The 26963-nt window shown below is 47.8% G+C and carries 26 protein-coding genes; 1 reads left to right on the forward strand and 25 read right to left on the reverse strand.

The annotated features are described in order from the left end of the window. Window positions 1–46: 46 nt before the first annotated feature. The 23 genes from rpoD to KNO71_RS01570 form a co-directional block, all read right to left on the reverse strand. Entirely contained in the window at window positions 47–1141 is a 1095-nt protein-coding gene (gene rpoD, locus KNO71_RS01460; RefSeq protein WP_012726640.1) for an RNA polymerase sigma factor RpoD, read from the reverse strand. 35 nt (window positions 1142–1176) lie between these two features. Further along, complete coding sequence (gene dnaG, locus KNO71_RS01465) at window positions 1177–2988, reverse strand: DNA primase (RefSeq protein WP_214684009.1); 1812 nt, start codon at window positions 2986–2988, stop codon at window positions 1177–1179. 126 nt (window positions 2989–3114) lie between these two features. Beyond that, entirely contained in the window at window positions 3115–3957 is an 843-nt protein-coding gene (locus tag KNO71_RS01470) for a pyruvate, water dikinase regulatory protein (protein ID WP_078147151.1), read from the reverse strand. Continuing rightward, window positions 3944–4573 carry a transcriptional regulator CcpN gene (gene ccpN, locus KNO71_RS01475; protein WP_078147152.1) on the reverse strand — a complete coding sequence of 210 codons (630 nt, stop codon included), beginning with the start codon at window positions 4571–4573 and terminating at the stop codon, window positions 3944–3946. The genes KNO71_RS01470 and ccpN overlap by 14 nt, the downstream gene beginning before the upstream one ends. Before the next feature lie 21 nt (window positions 4574–4594). Beyond that, window positions 4595–6649 carry a glycine--tRNA ligase subunit beta gene (gene glyS, locus KNO71_RS01480; RefSeq protein ID WP_214684008.1) on the reverse strand — a complete coding sequence of 685 codons (2055 nt, stop codon included), beginning with the start codon at window positions 6647–6649 and terminating at the stop codon, window positions 4595–4597. Beyond that, a complete protein-coding gene (gene glyQ / locus KNO71_RS01485; protein ID WP_196431848.1) occupies window positions 6642–7535 on the reverse strand; it encodes a glycine--tRNA ligase subunit alpha in 894 nt (297 codons plus the stop codon). The genes glyS and glyQ overlap by 8 nt, the downstream gene beginning before the upstream one ends. Window positions 7536–7829: 294 nt before the next feature. Continuing rightward, window positions 7830–8579 (reverse strand): DNA repair protein RecO, encoded by a 750-nt coding sequence (recO, locus tag KNO71_RS01490; RefSeq protein WP_078147154.1) that lies wholly within the window; start codon window positions 8577–8579, stop codon window positions 7830–7832. Window positions 8580–8582: 3 nt separating this feature from the next. Next, entirely contained in the window at window positions 8583–9491 is a 909-nt protein-coding gene (era, locus tag KNO71_RS01495) for a GTPase Era (protein WP_214686977.1), read from the reverse strand. A gap of 30 nt (window positions 9492–9521) precedes the next feature. After that, window positions 9522–9869 carry a diacylglycerol kinase family protein gene (locus tag KNO71_RS01500; protein ID WP_214686978.1) on the reverse strand — a complete coding sequence of 116 codons (348 nt, stop codon included), beginning with the start codon at window positions 9867–9869 and terminating at the stop codon, window positions 9522–9524. Beyond that, on the reverse strand, window positions 9866–10342 hold the full coding sequence (gene ybeY, locus KNO71_RS01505; protein ID WP_074036606.1) for an rRNA maturation RNase YbeY: 477 nt from the start codon (window positions 10340–10342) through the stop codon (window positions 9866–9868). The genes KNO71_RS01500 and ybeY overlap by 4 nt, the downstream gene beginning before the upstream one ends. Further along, window positions 10320–12407, reverse strand: coding sequence for an HD family phosphohydrolase (locus tag KNO71_RS01510; RefSeq protein ID WP_078147157.1), 2088 nt, complete (start codon window positions 12405–12407; stop codon window positions 10320–10322). Before KNO71_RS01510 ends, ybeY begins: the two co-directional genes overlap by 23 nt. Before the next feature lie 42 nt (window positions 12408–12449). After that, window positions 12450–13421, reverse strand: a complete 972-nt coding sequence (locus tag KNO71_RS01515; RefSeq protein WP_074036604.1) for a PhoH family protein — start codon at window positions 13419–13421, stop codon at window positions 12450–12452. A gap of 120 nt (window positions 13422–13541) precedes the next feature. Next, window positions 13542–13961 carry a hypothetical protein gene (locus KNO71_RS01520; protein ID WP_078147158.1) on the reverse strand — a complete coding sequence of 140 codons (420 nt, stop codon included), beginning with the start codon at window positions 13959–13961 and terminating at the stop codon, window positions 13542–13544. Between the two features lie 5 nt (window positions 13962–13966). Further along, window positions 13967–14953, reverse strand: coding sequence for a flotillin-like protein FloA (gene floA / locus KNO71_RS01525; RefSeq protein WP_012726653.1), 987 nt, complete (start codon window positions 14951–14953; stop codon window positions 13967–13969). After that, a complete protein-coding gene (locus tag KNO71_RS01530) occupies window positions 14950–15462 on the reverse strand; it encodes an NfeD family protein (RefSeq protein WP_031423231.1) in 513 nt (170 codons plus the stop codon). Before KNO71_RS01530 ends, floA begins: the two co-directional genes overlap by 4 nt. Window positions 15463–15596: 134 nt before the next feature. Beyond that, entirely contained in the window at window positions 15597–16046 is a 450-nt protein-coding gene (locus KNO71_RS01535) for a GatB/YqeY domain-containing protein (RefSeq protein ID WP_074036596.1), read from the reverse strand. Between the two features lie 33 nt (window positions 16047–16079). After that, the gene (gene rpsU / locus KNO71_RS01540) at window positions 16080–16274 is read right to left on the reverse strand and encodes a 30S ribosomal protein S21 (RefSeq protein ID WP_029334745.1); all 195 of its coding nucleotides are present in this window, start codon (window positions 16272–16274) and stop codon (window positions 16080–16082) included. Between the two features lie 74 nt (window positions 16275–16348). Next, on the reverse strand, window positions 16349–17014 hold the full coding sequence (deoC, locus tag KNO71_RS01545) for a deoxyribose-phosphate aldolase (protein WP_012726656.1): 666 nt from the start codon (window positions 17012–17014) through the stop codon (window positions 16349–16351). A 79-nt stretch (window positions 17015–17093) separates the two neighbouring features. Next, entirely contained in the window at window positions 17094–17972 is an 879-nt protein-coding gene (gene rarD / locus KNO71_RS01550) for an EamA family transporter RarD (protein ID WP_214686980.1), read from the reverse strand. Window positions 17973–18079: 107 nt separating this feature from the next. Beyond that, the gene (locus KNO71_RS01555) at window positions 18080–19237 is read right to left on the reverse strand and encodes a bifunctional cystathionine gamma-lyase/homocysteine desulfhydrase (protein ID WP_214684005.1); all 1158 of its coding nucleotides are present in this window, start codon (window positions 19235–19237) and stop codon (window positions 18080–18082) included. Next, window positions 19203–20141, reverse strand: a complete 939-nt coding sequence (locus tag KNO71_RS01560) for a PLP-dependent cysteine synthase family protein (protein WP_214686982.1) — start codon at window positions 20139–20141, stop codon at window positions 19203–19205. Before KNO71_RS01560 ends, KNO71_RS01555 begins: the two co-directional genes overlap by 35 nt. Window position 20142: 1 nt before the next feature. Next, entirely contained in the window at window positions 20143–20610 is a 468-nt protein-coding gene (locus KNO71_RS01565; RefSeq protein WP_012726660.1) for an S-ribosylhomocysteine lyase, read from the reverse strand. Between the two features lie 16 nt (window positions 20611–20626). Next, the gene (locus KNO71_RS01570; protein WP_214686984.1) at window positions 20627–21250 is read right to left on the reverse strand and encodes a class I SAM-dependent methyltransferase; all 624 of its coding nucleotides are present in this window, start codon (window positions 21248–21250) and stop codon (window positions 20627–20629) included. A 308-nt stretch (window positions 21251–21558) separates the two neighbouring features. Here KNO71_RS01570 and KNO71_RS01575 point away from each other — a divergent pair, with 308 nt between their 5' ends. After that, on the forward strand, window positions 21559–25215 hold the full coding sequence (locus KNO71_RS01575) for a S8 family serine peptidase (RefSeq protein ID WP_214686986.1): 3657 nt from the start codon (window positions 21559–21561) through the stop codon (window positions 25213–25215). A gap of 42 nt (window positions 25216–25257) precedes the next feature. Here the strand turns inward: KNO71_RS01575 and KNO71_RS01580 are convergent, their stop codons facing one another. Both KNO71_RS01580 and prmA read right to left on the reverse strand, forming a co-directional pair. Continuing rightward, window positions 25258–26007, reverse strand: a complete 750-nt coding sequence (locus KNO71_RS01580; protein ID WP_214686987.1) for a 16S rRNA (uracil(1498)-N(3))-methyltransferase — start codon at window positions 26005–26007, stop codon at window positions 25258–25260. A gap of 3 nt (window positions 26008–26010) precedes the next feature. Further along, window positions 26011–26949 carry a 50S ribosomal protein L11 methyltransferase gene (prmA, locus tag KNO71_RS01585; protein ID WP_214686989.1) on the reverse strand — a complete coding sequence of 313 codons (939 nt, stop codon included), beginning with the start codon at window positions 26947–26949 and terminating at the stop codon, window positions 26011–26013. Between the last annotated feature and the right edge of the window lie 14 nt (window positions 26950–26963).

Genomic DNA, 26963 nt, shown 5'->3' on the forward strand with positions numbered 1-26963 from the left:
TTTCCTTCCTTTCTTCTAAAACTTCACACTTTATTCAAATATGAAATTAATCGAGGAAGTCTTTCAAGCGTTTGGAACGGCTCGGGTGACGCAATTTACGAAGGGCTTTCGCCTCGATTTGACGAATCCGCTCACGTGTGACACCGAATACTTTACCAACTTCTTCGAGTGTGCGTGTGCGGCCATCGTCTAGTCCGAAACGCAGGCGAAGGACGTTCTCTTCACGGTCTGTCAACGTATCCAACACGTCTTCTAATTGCTCTTTCAACAATTCATAGGCTGCCGCATCTTGAGGAGCCATCGCATCTTGGTCTTCGATGAAGTCACCGAGATGTGAATCGTCTTCTTCCCCAATCGGTGTCTCTAAAGAAACAGGTTCTTGGGCAATCTTTAGAATTTCACGGACTTTCTCAGGTGTGAGTTCCATCTCTTTGGCAATCTCTTCCGGAGAAGGTTCGCGACCGAGGTCTTGAAGCAATTGACGTTGGACACGAATCAATTTGTTGATTGTTTCCACCATGTGTACAGGAATACGAATCGTACGGGCTTGGTCAGCAATCGCACGTGTGATGGCTTGGCGAATCCACCACGTCGCATACGTCGAGAATTTGAACCCTTTCATGTAGTCGAATTTTTCGACCGCTTTAATGAGTCCCATGTTCCCTTCTTGAATCAAATCAAGGAAGAGCATCCCACGACCGACATAACGCTTCGCAATCGACACGACGAGACGTAGGTTCGCTTCTGCGAGACGTTTTTTCGCTTCTTCGTCCCCTTGCTCGATTCGTTTAGCGAGCTCCGTCTCATCTTTCGCACTTAGAAGGTCGACACGTCCGATTTCTTTTAAATACATCCGAACCGGGTCGTTGATTTTGATTCCAGGAGGTACTGATAAGTCGTTCAAATCGACTTCTTCATCCTCTTTTTTCGCAGGTGTTTCTTCTGCGTCCGCAGCATCTTCTGTGACACGGATGTCTTTAGCCTCTAAATCTTCGATGAAGTTATCGATGAAATCCGAATCCACCTCGAAGTGACTAAGGCGATCTTGGATTGCTTGCATTGAGACGACGCCTTTTTTCTTACCTAACTTTTCAAGTTCCTCTATGGCGTTAAATAAATCCTCTTTCTTCTTCTCTGCCATCTAGCAGTTCAACTCCTTCCAAACTTCATCCACGATCATCGTTCTCGAAGACGACGACTACGGGCAATCAATTCTTGTAGCTTGGACGCCTGGTCTACAATACTTTCGGCGTCTTGAGCGATTTCCCTTTTTGCACGCTCGATTTGACGTTGCTCCTCATAACTGTTTATCACCCGAATGTATTCGTCTAAAACCTCTTCAGACAGTTCATCCGGTCCAGCCATCAGACGGATCTCTGCAAAACGCATCGCATAATCAGGGCGTTGATCGCAATAACGCTCCATGAACGAAAGCGTGATTTGATCAAACTCATCCTGTGTCATCGTATCGGATACGATTTCATACAATGCTGACCCTAACATACGATGGGTTTCATCTTGATAACGAAGCCCTAAACGGTCGCGTACGAAACGGACCTGCTCCGGTCCCGTCAACATCGCACGCAACAAGTACTTCTCGGCTTTCATCCAACGAGGCTCACCTGTTTTACTCGAACGCTTCCGTACCGGCTCTACAGGTTCCATCGCACGGTTGGGAGTTGATTCACTTGACGTCGGACGAGGAATTCTCGAACGGAGCGTCTCTAGCGGAATCTCAAACTCATCCGACAGTTTCTTCACATATAAATCTCTTCGAATCGAATCATTTGTCTTCCCGATCTCTTCAAGCATAGATTCAATAAAGCGAATCCGTTCTCCTTCTCGGTTCAAGTTTTTTCCTCGCCGGTACATGCGATTCATAAAATCGAGAACACTCAACTGCTCAGTTTCAATAAACTGCTGCCAGTGAGTTGCCCCATGCTGACGGATATAGTCATCTGGGTCCGTCTTTTCCGGTAGTGGCAAAACTTGTACATCGAGTGGAGACGCTTCTAAGAGCCGAATGACTTTTTGTGTCGCTTCTTGTCCCGCGTGGTCTCCGTCATAACAGATAATGACTTCATCCACGATGCGGGATAGCGCCCTCGCATGTTGAGGAGAGAACGCGGTTCCGAGCGATGCCACAACTTCTTGTGTGCCCGCTTGCGCGACTTGTAAAACGTCAACGTTCCCTTCAACGAGGAAGACACGCTTTTTCTTACGCATCGTCGCCCGGGCTTGAGAGAAGCCGAACAATAACTCGCTCTTATTGAAGAGTGGCGTCTCAGCCGTATTCACATATTTTGGTTGTCGATCATCAATCGCTCGTCCACTGAAGCCAACGATGGTGCCGTCTCGATCCGCAATCGGAAAGACGACCCGTCCTTCAAATCGGTCAAAATATTCACCGGACTTCGACTTTGAAATCAAACCTGCCTCAACCATTACTTCTAAATCAAACCCGCGCCGCTCCAACAGCTCGACAGTAAAGCGTCGTTGGTCTGGGGCAAAACCGATCTTGTATTGCGCAATCGTCTCTTCAGCCAGATCACGATCCCGTAAATACGTTAAGCCCACTTCTCCAGCTTCTGTTTTCATCAACACTTCATGATACAAGTCAGCGACAAGGCGATGCGCATCACGCATCTGTTTGCGCCATACCTGTTCTCGCGTCAGTTCCTCGTCCCCTTGGATCCCGTCTACCGAAATATTCGCCCGTGTTGCCAAGCGTTCGACCGTCTCAGGAAACGACAATCCCTCGGTTTCCATCACGAACGTAAATACATTTCCGCCGGCGCCACAACCGAAACAGTGATACATCCCTTTTTCAGGTGAAACGGAGAAAGAAGGTGAGTTTTCGGAATGAAACGGACATAATCCGACAAGGCGGTGTCCTTGTTTCTTTAATTCGACACGTTCGCCAATCAATTCTACGATATCGGTCGCTTGTTTCACTTCTGCGATGACTTCATCTGGTATTCGTGGCATGTTGACCACTCCCTGTTTCCAATCTCGCAACGAAACGGAACGCTCATCACGTTCCGTTTCACTGTACTGTCAATACTCTATTATACCCTCTTGAAGCAATGATTACTAATTGAAACACTTACTCATTCAATCATCTTTAGACTGTTCAAGATGACGCAAGATGATCCCTGCCGTTTCTTCAACTGCTTTGTTCGTCACATCGATGACATCGCAACCGATTCGTTCATAAATACCACGCGCATACTCGAGTTCACGATTGATTCGCTCTAGCTGCGCATAATCTGCTTCCGGCTTCAAACCTAGCGATTTGAGACGTTCCATTCGGATTGAAATCAGCTTTTCCGGGGAGATGATCAACCCGACACATCGTTCAGCAGGCAAATCAAACAATTCCTCAGGCGGTCTCGATTCTGGAACGAGTGGCACGTTCGCGACTTTATATCGTTTCAGTGCCAGATATTGAGATAGCGGCGTCTTTGACGTTCGAGAAACACCGACCAACACGATATCAGCTTTTTTCAGGCCACGTGGGTCCCGACCATCGTCATACTTGACGGCAAACTCCATCGCCTCGATTTTTCGGAAGTAATCATCATCCAATCGATAGATGAGCCCCGGCTTTTCACGTGGCGCTTCTTTCAATTGGCTAGATAATACATCGAGCAAATCTCCGAGCAAATCAACCGTTTTCACTTGATGCGCTTTACCAAGTCGCATGAGAAGGGCGCGATGTTCCTCATTAACGAGCGTGAACGCAATGATGGCCTGTTGTGCTTTTGCTTGCGTGACGACATCGATAATCGTCTGCTCATCTTCGACGAACGGAATGCGAAGGGTTTCGATCGCATTCTCGTGGAATTGGATACTCGCTGCGCGGACGACGAGTTCACACGTCTCTCCGACCGAGTCACTTACAACGAACACGAGTTGTTTCGTAGTCAATTCGATTTCCTCCTCAGATCGACTCATCGTTCGCTAACGCAATGAGCACCTTCGTCATATTGGTCTTCGTCATACGGCCCAGTACAATCAATTTCCCATCTTTTTCTTCTACGACGGGCATGGCATCGATTTGTTTCTCAATCAATTTCATCCCAGCTCGAATCAACGTTTCTGTTTTCTCACATACTGTAATGTTCGGCATGCGGGTCATGATGACGTTGACGGGTAACTGGTCTAAGTCTTGATTTCCGATGGCCGCACGAAGGAGGTCTTTACGAGATAAAACTCCGACTAACTCCCGGTCACGTCCGACAACGAACAATGAGCCGACATCTTCTAAGAACAACGTGACAATCGCATCATATACCGTCATCTCATCCCGTACGACTTTCGCAGAAGACATGAAGTCGCCTACGGTCAGCGAATCTAACTTTTCTCGTAGCATCGACGAATTCCGTTTGCCAACGAACGTGTAGCCGACACGAGGTCTAGCTTCAAGTATGCCTGTCATCGTCAAAATAGCGAGGTCAGGCCGCAGGGTCGCACGTGTCAATGAGAGCTCTTGTGCGATTTGTTCCCCTGTGATCGGCCCGTTCTCCTTCACGATCTCGGCGATTTTTTGTTGGCGTTCATTCAGTTGCATAGCCAACCCCCTCTAGTTTGTTTAGAGTACGAGCGCGTTGAAATCTGCGACACGCTTAATCGTCGTTGCAAGTCGGTTCATTTCATGGAGACGGTTTTTGCGGACCGCCTCATCATCACTCATAACCATTGTATGTTCGAAGTACATCATAATCGGTGATTCGAGTTGTTGTAGAAGGTCGAGCGCTTTCTTGTAATCTCCCATCTCGACAGCTTCGGCTGTTGCAGGAGCGGTCTGTTCAATCGCATCATGCAATGCAATCTCATGATCGTTCTCAAACAAGGAAGGATCGACATCTCCCGCTTCACCTTTTTTCGAAATGTTCACGACGCGCGACAATTGCTCAATCAACGCCTTCGCATCCGTCGATACAAATTCTTGAATCGCGTCTGCGCGAGCATCGAGTCGCACAACCGTCAATGAGGTCGTCAATACGGCGTCAATCACATCATAACGAACCTGCTGTTCTTGCAGGCGATATTTCAAGCGCAATTTAAAGAACTCATCTAGTTGTGCCTTAACTTGTTCTTTATCGGCTTCATAGAGTCCTGCTTCCAGTTGTAATTCGACAACTTTTGAAAGCAACGTGTCGATTGAGAGATCAATCTTCCAATCTCCAAGAATCTGAACGACACCTTGGGCCTGGCGACGAAGCGCGAACGGGTCTTGTGAACCGCTCGGAATCATCCCGATGCCAAAGAATGCTGCAATCGAGTCTAATTTGTCGGCAAGGGCAAGAACGGCACCCGTTGCCGTCTCTGGAGAAGCGTCCCCAGCAAAGCGTGGCATGTAATGCTCACGGATTGCCGCTGCCACTTCCTTGTCTTCACCTTGTTGGAGTGCATATTTCTCACCCATGATTCCTTGAAGTTCTGTGAACTCGTATACCATCTGGCTCACGAGATCAAATTTATGAATGGCACCAGCACGGCTTACTTTTTCAAGGTCTGCCTCGAACAACGGTGCAAGTTCCTGAGCGATTTTCGTCACACGACGCGCTTTCGCACCAGTCGTTCCCAATTTTTCATGGAAGACGATGCGATCGAGACGTCCGAGCTGATCATCGATTTTCGTCTTTTTGTCTTCTTCATAGAAGAACACGGCATCCGCAAGACGGGCCCGAATGACTTTCTCGTTACCGCGCGCTACATTTTCAAGGTGCTCGGCATTCCCGTTTCGTACCGTCACAAAATAGTTTTTCAACGTTCCGTCGAGATAGACCGGGAAATAACGTTGATGCTCTTTCATCGTTGTGATCAATACTTCTTCAGGCAAGTCGAGGTACGCTTCATCAAATTCCCCGAAGAGAGCGGTCGGCCATTCGACTAAGTTTGTCACTTCCTCAAGCAAGTCGGCATCAAGTGGGATCGTCCATCCTTGTTTCGTGGCAAGCTCTTGAATTTGACGTTCGATTTCAGCTTTACGCATCTCGTAGTTCGCCATGACAAAAGCAGACTCTAATGTCTGGACATATTCGGCAGGTGATGAGATGACCACGTCCCCTTTACTGAGGAAACGATGCCCACGCGTTACGTTATTCGTGTTCACACCTTCGATTGTGAAGTCGATGATGTCTTGACCAAAGAGGGCGATCAACCAACGAATCGGGCGCATATACCGTAGGCTGCTCGTTCCCCATTTCATGTTTTTCGGGAACGTCAAGCTACGGACTACATCTTCAAGACCGTTCAATAGCGAGAGCGTCTCTTGTCCCTTTTCATGGCGTTCCGCGAAGACGTACTCGACTCCTTTTTCTTCTGCGAAATAGAGATCTTCTACTGTCAATCCGCGGCCACGCGCAAAACCTTGTGCCGCTTTCGACCAGTTACCTTCCGCATCTTGTGCAATCTTTTTGGCAGGTCCACGAAGGGTTTCTGTCAAATCTTGTTGCGTTTCAGCCACATCCCGAACGATGACAGCCAAACGACGTGGTGTCGAGTACACTTCGATTGAGCCAAAATCAACACGCGCCTCTTTTAAGAACGCATCAACACGTTCCGCCAACTGTTTCTCTGAACGCAAGACATATTGAGCTGGCAGTTCCTCTAATCCAATCTCTAACAGAAGGTCACGCATTCAAGTCACCTGCTTTCTCTTGTTTCAAAAGTGGGAATCCAAGGCGTTCCCGTTCTTCAATAAATTTAGCGGCACACGCACGCGACATGTTCCGGACACGCTGGATGAAGCCGGTACGTTCCGTCACAGAAATGGCGCCTTTCGCGTCCAACAAGTTGAACGTGTGCGAACATTTTAGAATGTAATCGTATGCAGGGAAGACAAGGTTTTCTTCAAGCGCACGCTTCGCTTCTTTCTCATACGTATCAAATAACGTGAACAACATGTCGACGTCAGACAGTTCGAACGTATATTTCGAATGTTCAAATTCTGGTTGATAGAAAATGTCGCCGTATTTGAATCCGTCTGTCCAGACAAGATCGAATACACTTTCTACTTCTTGAATGTATGACGCGAGGCGTTCAAGTCCGTATGTGATTTCCACGGCAATCGGGTCACACTCGATTCCACCGACTTGTTGGAAGTACGTGAACTGCGTGATTTCCATTCCGTTCAACCAAACTTCCCAACCGAGACCTGCTGCTCCGAACGTCGGGTTTTCCCAGTTATCTTCGACGAAACGGATGTCATGCTCAAGCGGATTGATGCCAATCAGTTCAAGACTCTCCAAGTACAACTCTTGAATGTTGTTTGGTGACGGCTTCATGATCACCTGAAACTGATGGTGCTGGTAAAGACGGTTCGGGTTTTCTCCGTAACGACCGTCAGCTGGACGGCGTGACGGTTCGGTATAACAGACGTTCCACGGTTCTGGCCCAAGGCTTCTAAGGAATGTCATCGGGTTCATCGTCCCGGCCCCTTTTTCCACATCGTACGCCTGCATCGTCAAACAACCTTTTGACGCCCAAAAGTTTTGTAGCGTGAGAATGATTTCTTGCACTGTCATGTGCTTCATTAATGACACCTCCAATAGTATTGAAACGACAAAAAACGCCCCTATGTGCCTAGCACATAGGGACGGGATTGATTCCCGCGGTTCCACCCTACTTGCCCCAATAATGGGACCACTCTTAAAAGATGTGGGCGCTCTAGAATCGCCATTCGCTCTTCTCATGATACCCGGCTCACACCGCCCCGGACTCGCTTCATTCATGACAGGAAGAGTTACTTTTTTCCTTCATCGCGCACGCTATTTCATTTGTCTAATCGTACATCATCGTATCGAATTCACTATAAAAAGTCAATCCTCATTCAGATGAAGTCGAATCATTTGATCGAGCACCCGCTTCGTCTTCAATCGTAGTCCACTATACGATTCCATATACGCATCAAAGAGCTGGCGCAAAAGGACTCTGGACTCATCCGATAGCGGAACGTTCCGAAACTCTGACAATTCGTGCTTACTCATCAAATAAAGTAGTTTCGCCAATCGTTCGGACAGCCGAATCACTCCTTCTTCTGGATGTCGCGCACATAAAAAGCCACCGGACGCGACAGAGAAGTACATGGGATCCGTCACATCTCCACAGCGCACACATCCCGTCAAGACTGGGGCGACACCTAATAGATGCAAAATACGTAATTCAACATAGTGCGTGATGACATCTGCGTCCATGCCCGCATTCAGTGCCTGCAAGGCATCCCGTAATATTCGAAACAATGGACGATTTTGGACACGATCCTCGACAGACCGATCAACAAGTTCTAACCAATACATCGCATATGCCATCCGTTCGACATCTTTTCGGATTTCAGGATAAGACGTCATGACGTCAGATGATTTTAACTGAGCGAGTCCTCGGCTAGACGGAAAGATATAGACACCTTCCACAAACGGCTGACTCGAGGCGTGAAACCGGCTACCCGGTTTCTTTGCACCCCGTGCCATGATCGCGACTTTGCCAAGTTCCTCTGTAAACAATGTCACGACTTTATTCGATTCCCCATAATTAACGGTACGAACGACGATTCCCGTGACTTTTTGTAACATGGCTCAATACTCGTCGTCGCGGAAACCGAGATCACGAAGCTGACCCATCTTGTTACGCCAGTCTTTCTGCACTTTTACCCATAGGTTCAAATAAACTTTAGTCCCGAGAAGCGCTTCGATATCATGGCGCGCGTCTGTTCCGATTTCACGAAGCATAGCCCCTTTTTTTCCGATGATGATTCCTTTTTGCGAATCACGCTCCACCATGATCACGGCTTCGACATCAATCATCTCAGAGTTCTCACGTTTCTTGATCGATTCGATGGCTACAGCAATCGAATGAGGGACTTCATCGCGTGTCTTATGCAACACTTTCTCACGAATCATCTCTGAGATAATGAAACGCTCCGGGTGGTCCGTCACTTGATCGGCCGGATAATACATCGGTCCTTCAGGCAACAATTTCTTGATCTCACCTAAGAGCGGTTCGACGTTGTTGCCTTGTAGCGCCGAAATCGGGACGTACGCCGCGAAATCCAATTCGTTCGTATATTGTTCAATCACTTTCGGAAGTTCATCCGGATGGATTAAATCGATCTTGTTCATGACGAGAATAAGCGGTGTGTCGAGCCCTTTGAGTTTCTCAATAATAAAGTCGTCGCCAGCTCCACGCGGTTCCGTCACGTTCACCATGAAGAGAATCGCATCAACTTCGCGTAATGCGTTCGTCGCCACTTTCATCATGAAGTCGCCAAGACGGTGTTTCGGTTTATGAATCCCTGGTGTATCGATGAAGATGATTTGGGAATCATCGGTTGTGTACACACCTTGCACCTTATTTCGTGTCGTTTGTGGTTTATCCGACATGATGGCAATCTTTTGTCCGATCACACGGTTTAAGAATGTCGATTTCCCGACGTTCGGTCGTCCGATAATCGAGACGAATCCGGATTTAAAATCTTCTTGATACATAATGCACCTGCTTTCTCTATTTCAGAACTATTAGTATAGCATGTTCCATAGCCGTGGACCGAATATTATGAGCGCCGTTACGGCAGCACCAAGTGAAGTAACTAAAACGGCTCCTGCTGCAACATCTTTCGCTTGCTTCGCGAGTGGATGGACGTCTTCTGTCACGAGATTAACCGTTCGTTCGATTGCCGTATTCATCATTTCCATGCTAATAACGGCAATCACCCAACCGAACAAGATGACGATCTCGAGTCTTGTCGGTTGTAACCAGATGGTAAAGACGAATACGAAAAAAGCCGACAGGAGATGGAGTCGCATGTTCCGTTCCGAACGAACGGCATGGAGGATTCCCTCACATGCCACACGGAACGGTCTCACACGTTGCCTCGCTTCAACTCAAAATGAGTGAGCACTTCTTCTTGCCTTGCCGTCATCTCCGCTTCTTCCTCAGGTGTCATATGATCATACCCAAGCAGATGGAGGAACCCATGAATTGCTAAAAAGCCGAGCTCCCGCTCAAACGAATGACCATAGTCAGCTGCCTGTTCTCGGCAACGTTCTACCGAGATGACGAGGTCACCGAGAAGATGTGGCTCATCTTCATCGAGCATGAAATCCATCTCGTCATCCCCCATCTCATCAAATGCGAAACTGATGACATCGGTCGGGGCATCTTTGCCTCGCCATTCTCGGTTCACTTCATGGATTTCCGCATTTGTTAAATACGTGACCGACAATTCGCTCGGCTCTTCCACCTCTTCTAGTTGGGCGGCATGTTGTAAAATCGACTCGACGAGCTCGATTTGAGATGTAGTTAACAATTCATGTTCATCGTTCGAGATGATTTGCATGTAATTCTCCCTCTTTCTTTAATTCTGGGTATTCGATTCGTTCGTGGAACAAGCCGGTCAGCGTCTCACACGCGCTCTCTCCGACGCGCCAAATTTCTTTCGTCGTCAATTCACATTCTTCGAACTGCCCATCCGCCAACTTGTCACGAATAATGGTTCGAACGAGCATTCGGATTTTTTCTGGCGTCGGTTGTTTCTGCGAACGGACAGCCGCTTCGATTGAATCGACGATCATGACAACGGCAGCCTCGCGCGATTGTGGCTTTGGACCTGGGTAGCGGAAACGAGACTCTAACACCTCTTTATCAGGATCTTCCTTCGCTTTAACGTAGAAATATTTCAATAAAGACGTTCCGTGATGCTGCTCTGCTATATCGATGATTTCTTTCGGTAACTTATAACGTCGCAACAGATCCGCTCCGTCATAAGGATGAGCCATAATAATGTCTGCCGATTCTTCAGGCGTCAAGCGATCATGAGGATTCCCTCCACCTTGTTGATTTTCAATGAAATGAAGGGGACGCTCCGTCTTCCCAAGATCGTGATAATAGCTTGCGACACGTGCGAGAAGACCATCTGCGCCAATCGCCTCACATGCGGACTCTGCCAAGTTCGCCACCATCATACTATGATGATACGTACCAGGTGCCTCCATTAAAAGTTTCCGCAGCAGCGGATGCGTCGGACTCATCAATTCCACAAGTCGACCAGAAGACAAGACGCCAAACCACGGTTCCAAAAATGGCAGGAAGCCAAACGTCAAGACAATGGAGAGCAAGGCGCTAATGACGGCAAATCCAGAAAGATACATCGCCATTTCCCAGGAAACTTGCACGTTCCGAAGTAAGAGTAACGCGATGACCATGATGATGTTGACGAAACCGAGCAACACCCCTGATAAGAATAGTCGCTTCCGCTGAATTTTCGGTTCAACTAAAAAGACAGCTAGAAAACTACCCGTCGCCACATACACGAGCGTCATGAAATTCGTGCTCTGTCCGAATGTGACAACGACACTCCCGGCAATCATCGTAATGAAGGCCGAGGCGAGCGCAACTCGTTCATCGATCAAGATGCGTAGAAGCAATACGACGAACGCTGTCGGCGCTAAAATATAGGCATATGTCGTAAAATCGACACCGATATATCCGACACCAAAAAAGACGCCGAGTTGTAAAAGTAGCAAGCCATAGACCGTCACTAAGATTTTCGGACTCAGTAACAGGTCTTTGATTTTCGAGCGGATGAGCATGAATAGAAACCCACCGGTCAACAATGCGCTGAGCAAGAATGACCCGAATAATGGTGCAAGGGAACGATTCGGATCGATGGCTCCAGATAGCTCTAATTTCCGATATATCTCTCGAGTCACCACCTCACCTTGACTGACGAGTAACTGTCCTTCTTGAATGATGACAGGATCGACAGCATCGACGGCCTCTTGTTCTTTTTGACGGGTCGCCTCAGAGTCAAATACATAGTTCGGTACGATGAGTTCATCGCTTAACGTTTTCGAAATGGCGCGGAACTCAAACGAGAGCGGCGATTGATCGATAATCGCTGCTGCTCGGTCTCGAGCCGCAGCGACCGCTTCATTACTCGTCTCAATCCGGTCGTCCATCACTTGTTGTAACGCAGTGACTGTGACATCTTCTACCGTTTGTCGAGTGTCCTCACTCGCTTCAAGAAGCGAATTCAACTCTTCATCAGCTAATACCCCGTTCGCCTCTGTAGAATTTAGACGGTTTTTAATGTCCGCCAGTTCAGTCTCCTCATCCGTCTGATCGAATGCTGCGAACAACTGCTCGACTTTAGCGATTTGTTGGTCTGCAAATTCTTTTCTCAAGGAGAATTGACTGCCGACACCATTTGTCACTTCTTGTTTCAATCGTTCGGTCGCAACACGGTCCTCAACCGTGATCGGAGACCGAATATCCTGTTCGGCAATCCCAAGCGGTTCCACACTGATGATGGATGGGCGCACGGTAAAGTATAGAATGGCGCCTAATAAGAGAAAGAAAATCAACGAGATGGTCGCGACTGTCCAGTTTTTAGCTTGCTGCATTCGTGCCCCCCCTTTCACGATCTGGTGACCTCACCCGTACATTTAAGTGAGGTCCGTACTATAGGCGTTGATGATTTTCTTAACGAGCGGATGACGGACGACGTCAGACGCACTGAAGTGTTCAAAATGAATACCATCCACACCTTCTAACAGGCGTAACGCTTCCTGTAACCCCGATGCCTTGCCTTTCGGTAAATCGACTTGGGTCAAATCCCCTGTGACCACCATTTTCGATCCAAAACCGAGTCGCGTCAAAAACATCTTCATCTGTTCTTTTGTTGTATTCTGGGCCTCATCCAAGATGACGAACGCATCTTCTAACGTGCGTCCACGCATATAAGCGAGCGGAGCCACTTCAATCGTGCCCCGTTCTAACAAACGGTTCGTCTGTTCCACGCCATACACATCAAATAGGGCGTCGTATAATGGGCGGAGATACGGGTCCACTTTCTCTTTTAAATCTCCCGGTAAAAATCCAAGGTTCTCTCCCGCTTCAACGGCAGGACGCGTCAAGATGATCCGTTTGACTTGCCCTTCTTTTAAGGCACGCGCCGCAAGTACGACAGCTAGGTACGTCTTTCCTGTTCCGGCTGGTCCGATACCAAAGACGAGATCACGTCGTTCAATCGCACGAACATACCGGCTTTGACCTACTGTCTTGGCACGAATCGGTTTCCCCTTATTCGTCGTAAAAACAACTCGTTCATAATGTTCGAGCAGTTCATCTCCCTTTCCGACTTGAATGTGCTGGATGACGCTAATGGCATCACTTTCATTTAGACGTGCACCTTTTTTCACTAACGTCTGCAAGGTGATGATCACTTGTTTCGTTAATTCAAGAGCCTCAAGTGTATCGGCTTGAATAATCAACTCCTCACCCCTTGGGATGAGTGCCACTTTCAATTCTGTTTCAATCGCCTGGAATACTTCATCTTTCGGTCCGAGTAAAGCTTGTGCTTCGTTCGCATGTTCCATGACGAATGGTATTTTATCAGTCATAATCAATGGATGCATTGCCCCCTCATTAAAATCGGTTATTCCTCTTTTACTTTAGCACTATCACGCCTATCGTGAAAGAAAGACCGCGTAATTTCCACGCGCAAAAGGCAGTAACATGACGTCACTGCCTTCCGTTCACTTCTTCCGTTTCGAGATAGGAGGTTGTAATACCTCACTCCAAATGACAGCTTCCCGCATTCGCTTTTGTGAAACGTTCAGTTGTCTCGGTTTCTTTTCCTTTTGAATCGGTGGAATTTTAACCGCTTGTTCGAATTGCGCGCTCACTTTCGGCATCTCGACTTGACGTTCACGTGGAGTCGGTCGTTCTTCTACCGTTCGAGCGACTCGACGCCTCACCTTTTGTGGTGCTGGTTTTTCGTCCGAGTCATCGAATGCCGTTTCAATCTCTTTCATGACGTCCCCTACCGAATCCAAATAGCGTTTCAGTTCACTGCTTTGAGGACGGTCTCCAGAGGACGATGATTTTTCGAGCCGTTTCATCACTGCCGAGGCAATTCCGAAGGCGGCTAACAAGAGTACCCATAGTCCATCCATATCAATCACTCATTATCTGATTCAGAATCGACAGGTGCCCCAATCGCTTTTCGCATTTCTGTATCCGCTTGAACGTTCAAGTAGTTCACGTAATCCATGACACCAAGCTTTCCGTTTCGTAACGCTTCTGCCATCGCGAGTGGGACTTCCGCTTCGGCACCGACAACTTTCGCACGCATTTCTTCTACTGAAGATTTCATTTCTTGTTCGCGCGCAATCGCCATCGCGCGACGTTCTTCCGCCTTCGCTTGAGCGATTTTCTTATCTGCTTCTGCTTGGTCCGTCTGCAAGACCGCACCGATGTTCTTACCGATATCGATGTCGGCAATATCAATCGAAAGAATCTCAAACGCTGTTCCTGAATCCAAACCTTTTGTGAGGACAGTCCGTGAAATCATATCCGGATTCTCTAGTACGTGCTTGTGGTTGTTTTGTGAACCGATTGTCGACACGACCCCTTCACCGACACGGGCGATAATCGTCTCTTCTCCCGCACCACCGACGAGACGATCGATATTCGCACGTACGGTAATGCGTGCTTTTGCCTTCACTTCAATCCCGTCCATCGCGACACCCGCAATAAACGGCGTCTCAATGACTTTCGGGTTAACGGACATCTGTACAGCCTCGAGCACGTTTCGTCCTGCCAAATCGATGGCAGCAGCACGTTCGAACGACAATTCAATGTTCGCACGGTGCGCCGCAATCAATGCGTTCACAACGCGGTCTACGTTACCACCAGCCAAGAAGTGACTCTCAAGCTGGTTCGTGTTTAATTCAATTCCTGCTTTAACCGCTTTAATCAACGGGTTCACGATTTTCGAAGGAATAACGCGACGAAGGCGCATCCCAATCAACGTGAAGATTGAGACGTGAACGCCCGCTGCAAACGAACTGATCCATAGTCCGACTGGTACGAACGTGAAGAATACGGCAAGTGCAATCAATCCTCCACCTGTAATGAGTAACGTTGTCAGTAATTCTGGTGTCATTCTGTTACATCCTCCTTCGGTTCTACAAAGCTTCGAACGACAATCCGTCCAGAATCCACTTTATAAACCTGAATTTTTGTCTGCTGATCGAGATAGCCACCTTCCGTCACGACATCAAGTCGTTCTCCGTCGATTTCGGCAGTACCGGCTGGGCGAAGTGGTGTCAAGGTGACTCCCACTTTGCCGAGAAGCTGTTTTCGATCTTCGTGGGACAAGTAGCCTTTTTCAGTCGATGTCGAATCCGTCAAAATCAACCCTTTATAAATGAGCGGACGATTCGTACTCAAGCGGCGGTATGCCCAAAAGCCGAGACCTGTTAGCACTGCTGCCGCGAGACCAATCGATAGCCACAGTTGACCGATCGTCGCACCAGCCATAATCAAACTCGCAACGACGGCTCCGATCCCAAGCAAACCGAACAATCCAAACCCTGCTACGAACACTTCAATTCCAAGAAGGACGACTCCGACGAAAAAGACTGTCAGAATCACTCCGAGACCAAATGTCATCGTCTTGCTACCCCCTTCCAAATTCAAAGCTATCTCCTATCTCTAGTGTATACGAAACAAGATTGAATGTGGTTTCAGAATACGCAAAAAAAAGCAGAAACTTTCGGTTTCCCGAAAAGTAACTGCTTTTTTCATCAATTCGTCAATTGTTGTTTGACGATTCGATTCACAAGACCACCGTCTGCCTTGCCTTTGACTTGCGGCATGACGACGCCCATCACCTTACCCATATCTGATGGAGCGGCTGCATTCGTTTGAGCAATTGCTGCTTGGACGATGGCGGTCACTTCATCTTCTGAAAGTTGTTCAGGCATATAGGCTTCTAGGACGACAATCTCTTCTGCTACTTTGGAAGCAAGGTCTTCACGACCAGCGCTTTCGAATTCTCGGAGGGAGTCTCTGCGCTGTTTCATCTCTCGGTTGAGCACCGTGAGTTCCTCTTCCTCGGTAAGATCTTGACGACCTAGTTTGATAGCCTCATTTTGGAGCGACGCTTTGACCATCCGGATTGTCGTAAGACGATCCTTTTGTTTCGCGCGCATGGCTTGCTTCATGTCGTCCGTCAAGCGTTCTTGAAGACTCATGAGCCAACACCCTCTCTACAAATGAAACTGGAATCAGAATTTCTTACGCTTACGCGCAGCTTCTGATTTCAATTTACGTTTTACGCTTGGCTTTTCGTAGTGACGACGTTTACGAACTTCGGCAAGTGTGCCATCTTTCGAAACACCGCGTTTGAAACGACGAAGAGCGTCTTCAAGCGATTCGTTTTTACGGACACGAGTTTCCACTAGTTTTCCCTCCCTCCGAATTACACGACTAAGGAAACGTGTTTCACACGTCATATCATATTATAGTGAAATTAAGTCGTGTGGTCAACCACTTATTAATAGTCGCTGTCTGAACGTCCACCAGTGACAATCGCGATACCTGCTGAAGCACCGATACGTGTCGCACCAGCATCGATCATCGCTTTCGCACCTTCGAAGTCACGGACGCCACCTGAAGCTTTTACGCCGATGTCAGGTCCGACCGTCTCACGCATGAGGCGAATGTCTTCAACTGTCGCGCCACCAGTCGAGAAACCAGTCGATGTTTTGACGAAGTCTGCTCCAGCTTTCACTGAAAGTTCGGCAGCTTTTTTGATTTCTTCTTTTGTAAGCATGCATGTTTCGAAGATGACTTTGACGAGTGTACCGTTTGCCGCTTCGACAACCGCACGGATGTCACGTTCTACGAGATCGTAGTCAGCATCTTTGAGTGCTGCGATGTTGATGACCATGTCTACTTCATCTGCGCCATTGGCAATCGCATCTTTTGTTTCAAATGCTTTTACCTCAGGCGTGTTTGCACCAAGTGGGAAACCGATGACTGTACATACTTTGACATCATCATCTGACTTGAGTTGTTCTGCTGCATATTTGACCCATGTCGGGTTGACACAAACGCTTGCGAATTTGTATTCGAGCGCTTCTGCACAAAGTGTTGTAATTTGATCTTTTGTTGTTTCAGCCTTTAAAGCTGTGTGGTCGATATAACGGGCTAATTCCATGATTCATTTCCTCCTCTGACAAATAAGTCTGACATCTAACATATTACCATGTTTTTTCGAGATGTAACAGCTTTCAAACCTAAATCAACTGACGACGTTTACGAGCGACGACCCAACTGTTCCAACTAAAGAAGAAAATAGCGAGCCAAATGCAGGTGAAGGCAAAGACATGATATGCCGTGAACGGTTCATGGTACATGACGACCCCGATGATCAAGCTAAGTGTCGGTGCGATGAATTGAAGAAACCCGACAAGCGTGAACGGGATATGTTGTGCCCCGTATCCGAATAGGAGAAGAGGTAACGCCGTGACCACACCCGTTCCAAGAAGGGCGATCCAAATGACAGGCGACATGTTATACGCAATATTGTCGGTGACAACTTGATTTCCGAGGAAGAGCAATGCCACCGGGACCACTGCTAGCGTTTCGATTCCTAGGCTGACCGTTGAAGCAAGAGGACGGCGCTTCTTCACCATCCCATAAAATCCAAAGGTACTCGCCAAGACGAATGAAATCCAGGGGAACGTACCATACCCTAACGTCAAGACGAGGACGCCGATTGACGCGATCCCAACGGCCATCCATTGGACTCGATTTAATAATTCCCGAAAGACAAGCACCCCTAACACCATACTGACGAGAGGATTGATGTAGTACCCGAGAGAAGCTTCAATGATATATCCGTGATTGACAGCCCATATGTATACAAACCAGTTGGCACTGACGATGAATCCGTTCAACATGAATGCGTTTCGTGTAGCACGGTGTCGCAGGGCGTAACCGAACTCTTTCCACTGATTTGTCCATCGCAGAACGAGCAGAATAAATAAAAATGACCAAACGATTCGATGTGCTAAAATTTGACCGCTCGGTACTTCTTGCAAAAATTTCCAATAAATCGGAAGGACGCCCCACATGACGTAGGCTCCGACTGTCGTCCATACTCCCTTATTCACACGTTCACCCGCTCTCTTACAAGTTAAAAACAGTTTAGTCGATGAAAGACTCCCGATACAAGACTTTTGTTTCATGAAAAAAGGACGCGAAATCGCGCCCTGACCGTTTATTGTCTCACTTGTTCAATTGCCGTTAATGCTTGCGCCAAGTCTTCAATCAAGTCATCAATGTCTTCAAGTCCGACCGAAATACGAACGAGCCCATCGGTGATGCCAAGTTCCGCTCGACGTTCGGCTGGAATCGACGCATGTGTCATGCGTGCCGGGACACTGATCAAACTCTCAACCGCTCCTAAACTTTCTGCGAGCGTGAAGTATTTCGTCTTCGCGACCATCATTTCTGCCGCTTCCGCTGAACCGACATCAAATGCGATCATCCCACCGAATCCACGTGCCTGTGATAAATGAATCCGCTTCGCTTCCTCACTGGATACACTTGGGTGGAGCACGCGTGATACAGACTCGTTCGATTGAAGGAATTCAACCAATGCACGTGCATTCGATTCAATCTCCTCCATTCGAACAGCTAGCGTCTTAATTCCCCGAACAACAAGGAAGCTATCTTGTGGTCCAAGAACTGCGCCAACTGAGTTTTGAAGAAACGCCAAAGCTTCGCCCTGCTCTTCCGTTCGCGCGACAACAAGTCCCGCTACGACGTCACTATGTCCGCCTAAGTACTTTGTGGCACTGTGAAGGACGTAGTCTGCTCCAAGTTCGATTGGATTTTGGAAGTAAGGGGTCATAAACGTATTGTCCACGACGAGCAACACGTCTGCTTCATCGGCAATCTTACGCATCGCTCGAATGTCCGTCACGTTTAAGAGCGGATTTGTCGGCGTCTCGACATAAATCATTTTCGTGTTCGCTTGAAGCGCATCCCGAACCGCTGTTTCATCGGATGTATCGACAAAAGTTGCTTCCAAGCCTCGTGACTGAAATACTCGATTGAATACACGGTACGTTCCTCCATATACATCAGACCCGACGATGACGTGGTCTCCAGATTTCAATAACATAAGCACCGTCGAGATGGCTGCCATCCCAGATCCGAATGCAAATCCTTGCACGCCGCCTTCGATGTCGGCAATCAATGTCTCTAATGCCGTCCGAGTCGGGTTTGCTGATCGTGAGTACTCGTACCCTTCTCGCAAGTTGCCAATCCCGTCTTGCTTATACGTGCTCGTTTGATAAATCGGTGGCGTGACGGCCCCTGTCAACGGGTCCGTCGTTTTACCGCCGTGAATGAGTGCTGTCTTTGTACGCATGTTCTGCCTCCTTGACAATTCCTTGACTTAAATATCGTTCTGCACTATCAGGCAAGATGGTGACAATCGTGCCTTCCGTCAATTGATTCGCTTCTTTTACACATGCTGCAATGGCAGCGCCTGAAGAACTACCGATGAGCAAACCTTCCTGCTTCGCTAAATGTGCCACGTAGTAGAACGCTTCCTCATCTGTAATGGTATGAATCGCATCGACGTAAGCCCTCTTCAAAAAGGGTGGCCATTTTTCGACGCCGATTCCTTCTGTTTTATGTGGTCCTGGTTCACCGCCGTTCAAAATGGAACCGACCGGCTCCACGACGACAGTTTTCGTTCCAAGTGGCTTTAATGATTTGGCGACACCGGTGAATGTGCCACCTGATCCCGCTCCCGCTACAAATACGTCAATTTGTGGCACATCTTTCAACAACTCATGGGAAAGGATGTCGACGTAAGCATCCGGGTTATCCGGGTTCGAGAACTGTTCTGGGACATAGGCGTCATGTTCTTTAGCCAACTCAATGGCATTTGCGATTGCACCCTTCATGCCGAGTTCCGTCGGCGTGTTGACGACTGTTGCTCCGAGCAGTCGCATCAATGCCTGCTTCTCTTGACTGAATTTTTCAGGAGTGACCGTCATGAGGCGAATCCCGAATCGTTGGCAAGCGAGCGCAAGCCCGATCCCCGTATTGCCTGCTGTCGGTTCGATCACCGTTCCACCGGGTGCCACATCGCCACGCTCGATCGCCCGTTCAATCAAATTCATCCCGAGTCGGTCTTTAACACTCCCACCTGGATTCATCATCTCGAGCTTCCCGTACACTTTGACATTCGCTGGTACAGGAAGCGTTCGAAGTTCAATGAGCGGTGTGTTTCCGATGAGTTCATAGACGTCACGGACAATCATCTTATGCCTCATCCTTGAAGACGATATGCCATTCATCGCGTTTTGCGAGCATGTCTGCCGCTAATTTTTTGGCACCTTCGAAATCATGATGATTCGCATTCCCACATTGAACAGGGTTTTGCGCCGGTAGTTCCTCAGCGTTCATCGCATCACGCAGCGTCGCTTCCACGAGGTCAAGCATTCGTTCGTAGTTCCCATCATTGAGCATCGTCCAATAGAAGCCTGTCTGGCAACCCATCGGCGAGATATCGACGATGTCTTCAGAATGATTGCGACTGTTCTCGGCAATCAAATGCTCAAGTGAATGAACCGCGCGCATCGGCATGAGTCCTTCGTTCGGTTGAATGAAACGAATATCGTATTTATAAATCGTGTCAGCTGTTCCCTCTTTCACACCAGCTAAACGGACAAAAGGCGCCTGTACTTTCGTATGATCCAAGTTAAAACTTTCAACATTATATGTTTTCATGAGTAATTCCTCCTCGTTATTTAGTGGCTATTACGAGCCAGACAAACTTGTTTCTCTGCGTCATCGTCACGTTGTACCCGTTCGCTTCTAACATGGAACGAATCGTTGACGTATATGGATAATATTCAGGGTTTAAGTCTTCGACGAGGTCTGAGTACCCTTTCGCAGTCGCCCAATCGATGATGTCCTGACGAGCTGCTGGTGACTCAAACATCGTATCAAGCAACACGAACTTTGGATGTTCCCAGCCTTCAACATACTGACCGATGGCCGTGGCCTTTTCAGAATCTGTCAAGTGATGAAAAGCATACGACGATACGACCGTATCTACGTTTGATAAATCCGGATAACGGAGGAAATCGCCTTCGAGCACATCAATCCCCAACTTTTCAACAGCAATTTGTCGCATTTCCGGCGACGGTTCAATCGCAATCAACGGATGCCCTTTCAAGATCCGGCTACTCAAGTTCCCTGTTCCGACACCAAACTCAAGCACCGTCCCTTCGACGTGTAGGGCAACCTCATCGAGCATTTGCTCATATCCGATGAACACTTCGTGATATTGCTCATCATGCCCCTCGACCGTCGTATCATAATCTTTTGCCCAATCCTTAAAGATGTCCATGAATGGTAAGTTCATATCGCTACCCCAATCTTAATTCTTACTAATTTGATATGTTTTATTGGTATTTAACTTTAACGTTACATTAACAGGTTTTTTTATTCATTTCAAGTCATTCGCTAGATTCTCGCATCACATCCAGTTGGATATAGGTCTTATGTGTTAGGTCTTTAGTAATTGTCAGAACATTAAAATTTGTGCAAAAACACTTACCTGTTTTACAAATAAACCCACTCTTTTTCATCTGATTAACGATATGATAGTTCTCAATGTGAGTTTATGCTTTTAATTTTACAGGTACTAACAAATTTTAGGGGGTCTATACGTTGTCACGAAAAAAAATCTATTTAAACGCTTCACTCGCCACATGTATCGCCTTGTCACCTGCACTGATTCAAGCTGGAACAACCTCTGTTTCAGCTGAAGCTTCCGTTAAACCGAAACTGGTTTTAGAGAAGAAACAGAAAAAAGTTCGGGTCGTCGTTGAGCTCGTCGGGGATCCTGCCATTGCCGAAGCCGCTCAAAAAGGAAAGAAATTTAATGAATTGTCGAAATCAGAGCAAAATAAGGCACAACAATCTGTTCAATCAGAACAAAAACGTGCCAAGTCCGCCTTGAAGAAACAAGGCGTAACGGCTACACCGATTGAAGAATTTACGACCGTCTTCAATGGTTTCTCTACATTCTTGTCTACAAGTGAAATCGCCAAAGTCGAAGCATTACCTGAAGTGGCGACCGTTCACATTGTCAACGAGTATGAGCGCCCAGAAGTCAAACCGGATATGATCACGAGTAATGGCATGGTTCAAGCCGAACAAACGTGGGGAGATTACGGGTTTGCCGGAGAAGGTACTGTCGTCGCCGTCATCGATTCTGGAATCGATCCTGAGCACCGGGATTATAAGATCACAGACGCCAAAACGGCAGAGTTGACTCAATCTGAAGTCAATCAAGCCATCACATCGTTCGGTCTTCCAGGCGAATACGTGAACGAGAAAGTTCCATACGCATATAACTACTACGATGAGAACGATGACATCAAAGACGATTCACCTGGTGCTTCCATGCATGGACAACACGTTTCTGGAACGGTTGCCGCTAACGGTGATTTAGAAAACGGTGGAATCAAAGGGGTCGCACCGGAAGCACAAATTTTAGGTTTAAAAGTATTCAGTAACGATCCGAACTATGCATCTACATATGGAGACATCTATATCAAAGCGATTGATGATGCCATCAAACTCGGCGCCGACGTCATCAACATGAGTCTCGGTTCGACAGCCGGGTTCGTCGATGCCGATTCGCCAGAACAACAAGCCGTTCAACGTGCCGTCGATAACGGTATCTTCATGTCGATTTCTGCAGGGAACTCCGCATACTTTGGTCACGGATTCGACTTACCGACTGCTTCAAACCCAGATACGGGTGTCGTTGGGGCACCGAGTGTCAGTCAAGCATCGACATCGGTCGCCTCTCTTGAAAACGATCAAATTCAATTGGACGCATTCCGTGTCGGAGATGAAAAAATCGGATGGAAAAAACAAGACGGTCCTGCCTTCAAAGAAGGAACATACGACATCGTATATGTCGGAGACGGACAACCGGAGAATTATGAAGGAAAAGACGTAAAAGGAAAACTCGTCCTTGCTGTTCGCGACGGCGGTTACTTCTACTCGCAGATCCAAAAAACAGCTGAAGCGCAAGGCGCAGCAGGTGTCATCGTACGTGGTGCGGTCGGGCATGGCGATTATGTCTCGATGGCTCTCGATCAACCTCAACTCCCAATGGCTTCACTTAGCATCCAGGATGGGAATGAACTGAAAGACAAGTTAGCAGAAGGTCCGCTTCAAGTGACGTTTGCCGGTGACCGAATCAGTGTCAACAACCGTTCAGCCGGTGCGATGTCTGATTTCACATCGTGGGGAGTTACACCGAACCTTGACTTCAAGCCGGAACTTTCTGCTCCAGGCGGACAAATTTTCTCTACGTTTAACGATAACCAATATGGATTGATGAGCGGAACGTCAATGGCAGCACCACACGTTGCCGGAGGGGCGGCACTCGTTCTCGAACGTGTAGACCGCGACTTCAAGTTGAGTGGGAAAGCACGCGTCACGATGGCGAAAAACTTGTTACTCAACACGTCGAAGCCTGTCACAGATATCGGACCGTATAACCAAGAATTGAAACAATCACTCCCATACTCACCACGTCGGGCCGGAGCCGGTCTCATGCAATTGCATGCAGCCGTCACTTCGCCGGCTGTCGCCTATGAAAAGTCGACAAAAGAGGCGAAAGTCGCTTTGAAAGAGTTGTCGAAGAGCAAAGCATCCTTCACGGTCGTCGTCGAGAACATGTCGAACGAAGCGTTGACTTATGATGTGGCCGCATCGTTACAAACAGACCTCGCTGTCAAAAACAAAGACGGTATCGTTCAAAATGCGATGGAAGCTCAAGCACTCGAGCAAGCTATCGTTAAAATCAACGGATCGAACACAAGTAAAGTCACGTTGAAAGCAAAACAGAAGAAGGAAATTAACGTTTCAATCGATGTCTCGAAAGCAAAAGTGTTGAATCCTGAAACATTGGAAGGCACTGTATCCGCTAAATCTGTCTTTGAGAACGGCTATTTCGTCGACGGGTTCCTTCGTTTGACTGATCCGCGCGGTACAGACGGTCATCCATCTCTCGTCGTTCCATTCGTCGGATTTGAAGGGGATTGGGGCAAAGCGCCGATCTTTGACGAGACGATCTATGGAGAAGGAGCATTCTATGGCGTTTCTGGATTGGTCGATGCCGACGGAAACTACTTAGGTGAAAAGTTAGATGAATCTGTGGCTAGTGAGGCGGTTGCCATTTCACCGGACGGAGACGGGTCGAAAGATACGGCTACTCCAGTCTTCTCGCTATTACGCAATGCGAAAGACATCAAATATCGCGTCGTAGATGAGAAAGGGAACGTCCTTCGCACCCTCAAGATGGAAGACGAATTGAGAAAGAACTACTTCGATGGTGGAAGTGGTGATTATTACTATTACGCAGCGGATAACGCTTGGGACGGAAAATTGAATGGGAAGATGGCGCCAAAAGGCACATATTACTATGAAATCGAAGCAAGCATCGATTACATGAAGAAACAAGCTCAAACGATGCGCATCCCTGTCAAAGTAGATTACACAGACCCACGCTTCACGCTTCGTTGGAACGATAACGTGGCGAGCGTCAAGGCGTCGGATGACTTTGCTGGAATCAACGGTATCGAATTCCTCATCAACGGGAAAGTCGTGGCAAAAGAAGCAAAAGCTTCAGCGAACTTCACACTTGAACAGCCGCTCGAGACTACAGATCAGCTTTCAGTTCGTGTGTCAGACAATGCCGGGAACGTGATCACTCGAAATGTTTCAACAGAAAATGATGTGGCCAAACCTGGTATCTTTGTCGATGCACCACTCGCCTTGTCTCCTTACGGTACATCCATCGTTCCATTGATCGGTCAAATCAAGGATGCCTCTGAAATCGCATCGTTCACGGTAGACGGGGTCGACGTACCACTCAAATATGACGCGTCAGCGAAACAATATACGTTCAATACGACACGCACATATAAGGATGGTTTCCACAAAGTCCGCTTTGTCGCAGAAGACACAGCCGGAAACGTGACGAACTTCGTCCGCCCAATCTTTGTCGACTCGACGAAAGCTAAATTGTCGGTGACAAATGTTCCGAAGAACGTATCAGCTAAACAGAAGTCTGTAAAAGTGAAAGTTCAAGTAACGGATAACTTTGATGAGATCAAGCTTCGTGTCAACGGGGACTTGAAATGGAGCAATACGTTGAAAGAACCATACGCGATGCGTGCCTTCTCACGCACGGGGACGATCACACTTCCAGTGACAGCGAAAGGGAAGAATACCTTCACATTCGAAGTGACCGACCTTGGCGGAAACGTCACGAAGAAAGTGATTACAATCAACAAAAAATAAAAATGAAAACGGATGACCTCGTTCGGGTCATCCGTTTTCATATTATCTGTTCAGTTCAAGCGCGAAAGAAATCGCAGATAATGCATAAAGCGGCGCTGTCTCAGACCGAAGAATGCGTGGTCCAAATGCACATGCAGTCGCTCCTGCCTGAATCCATTGATTGATTTCGTTCACATCGAATCCACCTTCAGGTCCTGTGATGACGAGAACGCGTTGTTGCGGTTTCAGTTGAGTCAACAGTTGCGCGAAAGCAGACTGCTCCCCTTCTTTTGCCGACTCTTCATATGCGATGACGATGGCATCATAGCCATCTATTTTCTGTTGGAGCTCTCTCGGAGAAATATATGAGCAAGTCGGTACCACGGCACGATAGGATTGTTCAGCCGCTTCTTGCATAATCTTTTGAATCCGCTCCACTTTTTTCGGAGCTTTTTTTCCATCCCATTTGGCAACAGAGCGCGTCGATTCGAACAGCAACAGATGGTGGACGCCAAGCTCCGTCGCTTTTTGGGCGACGAGCTCGACTTTGTCCCCTTTCGGGAGTGCATACGCCAAAGTTACCTCGATTGGCAACTCCGTCGTCGCCTGTCGCGATGACATGACTTTCGCTTCCCCGCTCTTCTTCTCAAGCGATGTCACGACGCAGGCATACTCAACACCTGTACCATCCAACAGGACCATCTCATATCCAGGACCTTGTCGTAAGACTGTACCGATGTGGTGGACCACGTCTGAAGGAAGGGTCACCGTTTCGCTTTTAAAGGCTTCTTTTGTCAAAAAATAACGTTGCATAACTTACCCCTTCTTGGCGATAATCGCGACCCAATCTTCCATCACGCGCGTCTCTTCAATCTCAAATCCAGCAGCGACCAAAGCATTCGTCACTTCAGCCCGCTTCTCTCCGATAATTCCAGAGGTGATGAAGCGTCCACCTGACTTCGTGCGTGCATAGGCGTCTTCGATGAACAGGAGAATGACGTCAGCAAGAATGTTCGCTACGACTAAATCGTACTCACCTTCCACACCTTTCAGAAGATCACCTGTGTCCACTTGAACGCGTTCGCCCACTCCGTTCGTCTCAACGTTTTGACGAGCAGCTTCGACTGCGACCGAGTCTAAGTCTAATGCCTTTACCTTCGTTGCACCAAGTTTTGCTGCTGCAATCGACAATACACCCGATCCTGTACCGACATCAATGACACGGTCACCTTCCCGAATGTAGTTCTCAATCGCTTGAATGCATAGCATTGTCGTCGGATGCGTTCCTGTGCCGAACGCCATACCCGGGTCAAGCAAAATCACATTCTCTTCCGGCTGCGGTGTGTACTCTTCCCATAAAGGAACAATGGTAAGCTGTTGCGAAATTTTCACCGGCTTATAATATTGCTTCCAAGAGTGTGCCCAGTCCTCTTCATCAATTTCAGCGACCGTGACGTCTCCTGACCCGATATCGAGCATCGTGCGTAGTCGTTCGATTTCTTTTTTCAGATTTGAAAGTAAATCTTGAAAATCTCCCGAGGCCGGGACATACGCTTTGACGTGTACGCCAGAAGTTGGATACGTCTCACGATCCGAAACGTCCCAAATCTCCCCGAAATGGTCCTCCGCCATCATTCTGTCGAAATCTTCCACGTCCTCGATGACGACACCTTGTGCCCCTACTTCGTGTAGTAAATTGGATACCGCTTCTACCGCAAGTTGTGTCGTGTGGACACAAATTTCAGACCATTTCATCGTTCGTACACACT

The organism is Exiguobacterium sp. s163 (assembly GCF_018617135.1).
Lineage (GTDB): Bacteria > Bacillota > Bacilli > Exiguobacteriales > Exiguobacteriaceae > Exiguobacterium > Exiguobacterium profundum.

Excerpts from the sequence above, each read along its gene's own strand:
- rpoD (WP_012726640.1), bottom strand. The coding sequence starts at position 1,141 with ATGGCAGAGAAGAAGAAAGAGGATTTATTTAACGCCATAGAGGAACTT.
- dnaG (WP_214684009.1), bottom strand. The coding sequence starts at position 2,988 with ATGCCACGAATACCAGATGAAGTCATCGCAGAAGTGAAACAAGCGACC.
- KNO71_RS01470 (WP_078147151.1), bottom strand. The coding sequence starts at position 3,957 with ATGAGTCGATCTGAGGAGGAAATCGAATTGACTACGAAACAACTCGTG.
- ccpN (WP_078147152.1), bottom strand. The coding sequence starts at position 4,573 with ATGCAACTGAATGAACGCCAACAAAAAATCGCCGAGATCGTGAAGGAG.
- glyS (WP_214684008.1), bottom strand. The coding sequence starts at position 6,649 with ATGCGTGACCTTCTGTTAGAGATTGGATTAGAGGAACTGCCAGCTCAA.
- glyQ (WP_196431848.1), bottom strand. The coding sequence starts at position 7,535 with ATGACAGTGCAAGAAATCATTCTCACGCTACAAAACTTTTGGGCGTCA.
- recO (WP_078147154.1), bottom strand. The coding sequence starts at position 8,579 with ATGTTACAAAAAGTCACGGGAATCGTCGTTCGTACCGTTAATTATGGG.
- era (WP_214686977.1), bottom strand. The coding sequence starts at position 9,491 with ATGTATCAAGAAGATTTTAAATCCGGATTCGTCTCGATTATCGGACGA.
- ybeY (WP_074036606.1), bottom strand. The coding sequence starts at position 10,342 with ATGCAAATCATCTCGAACGATGAACATGAATTGTTAACTACATCTCAA.
- KNO71_RS01510 (WP_078147157.1), bottom strand. The coding sequence starts at position 12,407 with ATGCAGCAAGCTAAAAACTGGACAGTCGCGACCATCTCGTTGATTTTC.
- KNO71_RS01515 (WP_074036604.1), bottom strand. The coding sequence starts at position 13,421 with ATGCATCCATTGATTATGACTGATAAAATACCATTCGTCATGGAACAT.
- KNO71_RS01520 (WP_078147158.1), bottom strand. The coding sequence starts at position 13,961 with ATGGATGGACTATGGGTACTCTTGTTAGCCGCCTTCGGAATTGCCTCG.
- floA (WP_012726653.1), bottom strand. The coding sequence starts at position 14,953 with ATGACACCAGAATTACTGACAACGTTACTCATTACAGGTGGAGGATTG.
- KNO71_RS01530 (WP_031423231.1), bottom strand. The coding sequence starts at position 15,462 with ATGACATTTGGTCTCGGAGTGATTCTGACAGTCTTTTTCGTCGGAGTC.
- KNO71_RS01535 (WP_074036596.1), bottom strand. The coding sequence starts at position 16,046 with ATGAGTCTTCAAGAACGCTTGACGGACGACATGAAGCAAGCCATGCGC.
- deoC (WP_012726656.1), bottom strand. The coding sequence starts at position 17,014 with ATGGAATTAGCCCGTTATATCGACCACACAGCTTTAAAGGCTGAAACA.
- KNO71_RS01555 (WP_214684005.1), bottom strand. The coding sequence starts at position 19,237 with ATGCGTACAAAGACAGCACTCATTCACGGCGGTAAAACGACGGACCCG.
- KNO71_RS01560 (WP_214686982.1), bottom strand. The coding sequence starts at position 20,141 with ATGATTGTCCGTGACGTCTATGAACTCATCGGAAACACACCGCTCATT.
- KNO71_RS01565 (WP_012726660.1), bottom strand. The coding sequence starts at position 20,610 with ATGAAAACATATAATGTTGAAAGTTTTAACTTGGATCATACGAAAGTA.
- KNO71_RS01570 (WP_214686984.1), bottom strand. The coding sequence starts at position 21,250 with ATGAACTTACCATTCATGGACATCTTTAAGGATTGGGCAAAAGATTAT.
- KNO71_RS01580 (WP_214686987.1), bottom strand. The coding sequence starts at position 26,007 with ATGCAACGTTATTTTTTGACAAAAGAAGCCTTTAAAAGCGAAACGGTG.
- prmA (WP_214686989.1), bottom strand. The coding sequence starts at position 26,949 with ATGAAATGGTCTGAAATTTGTGTCCACACGACACAACTTGCGGTAGAA.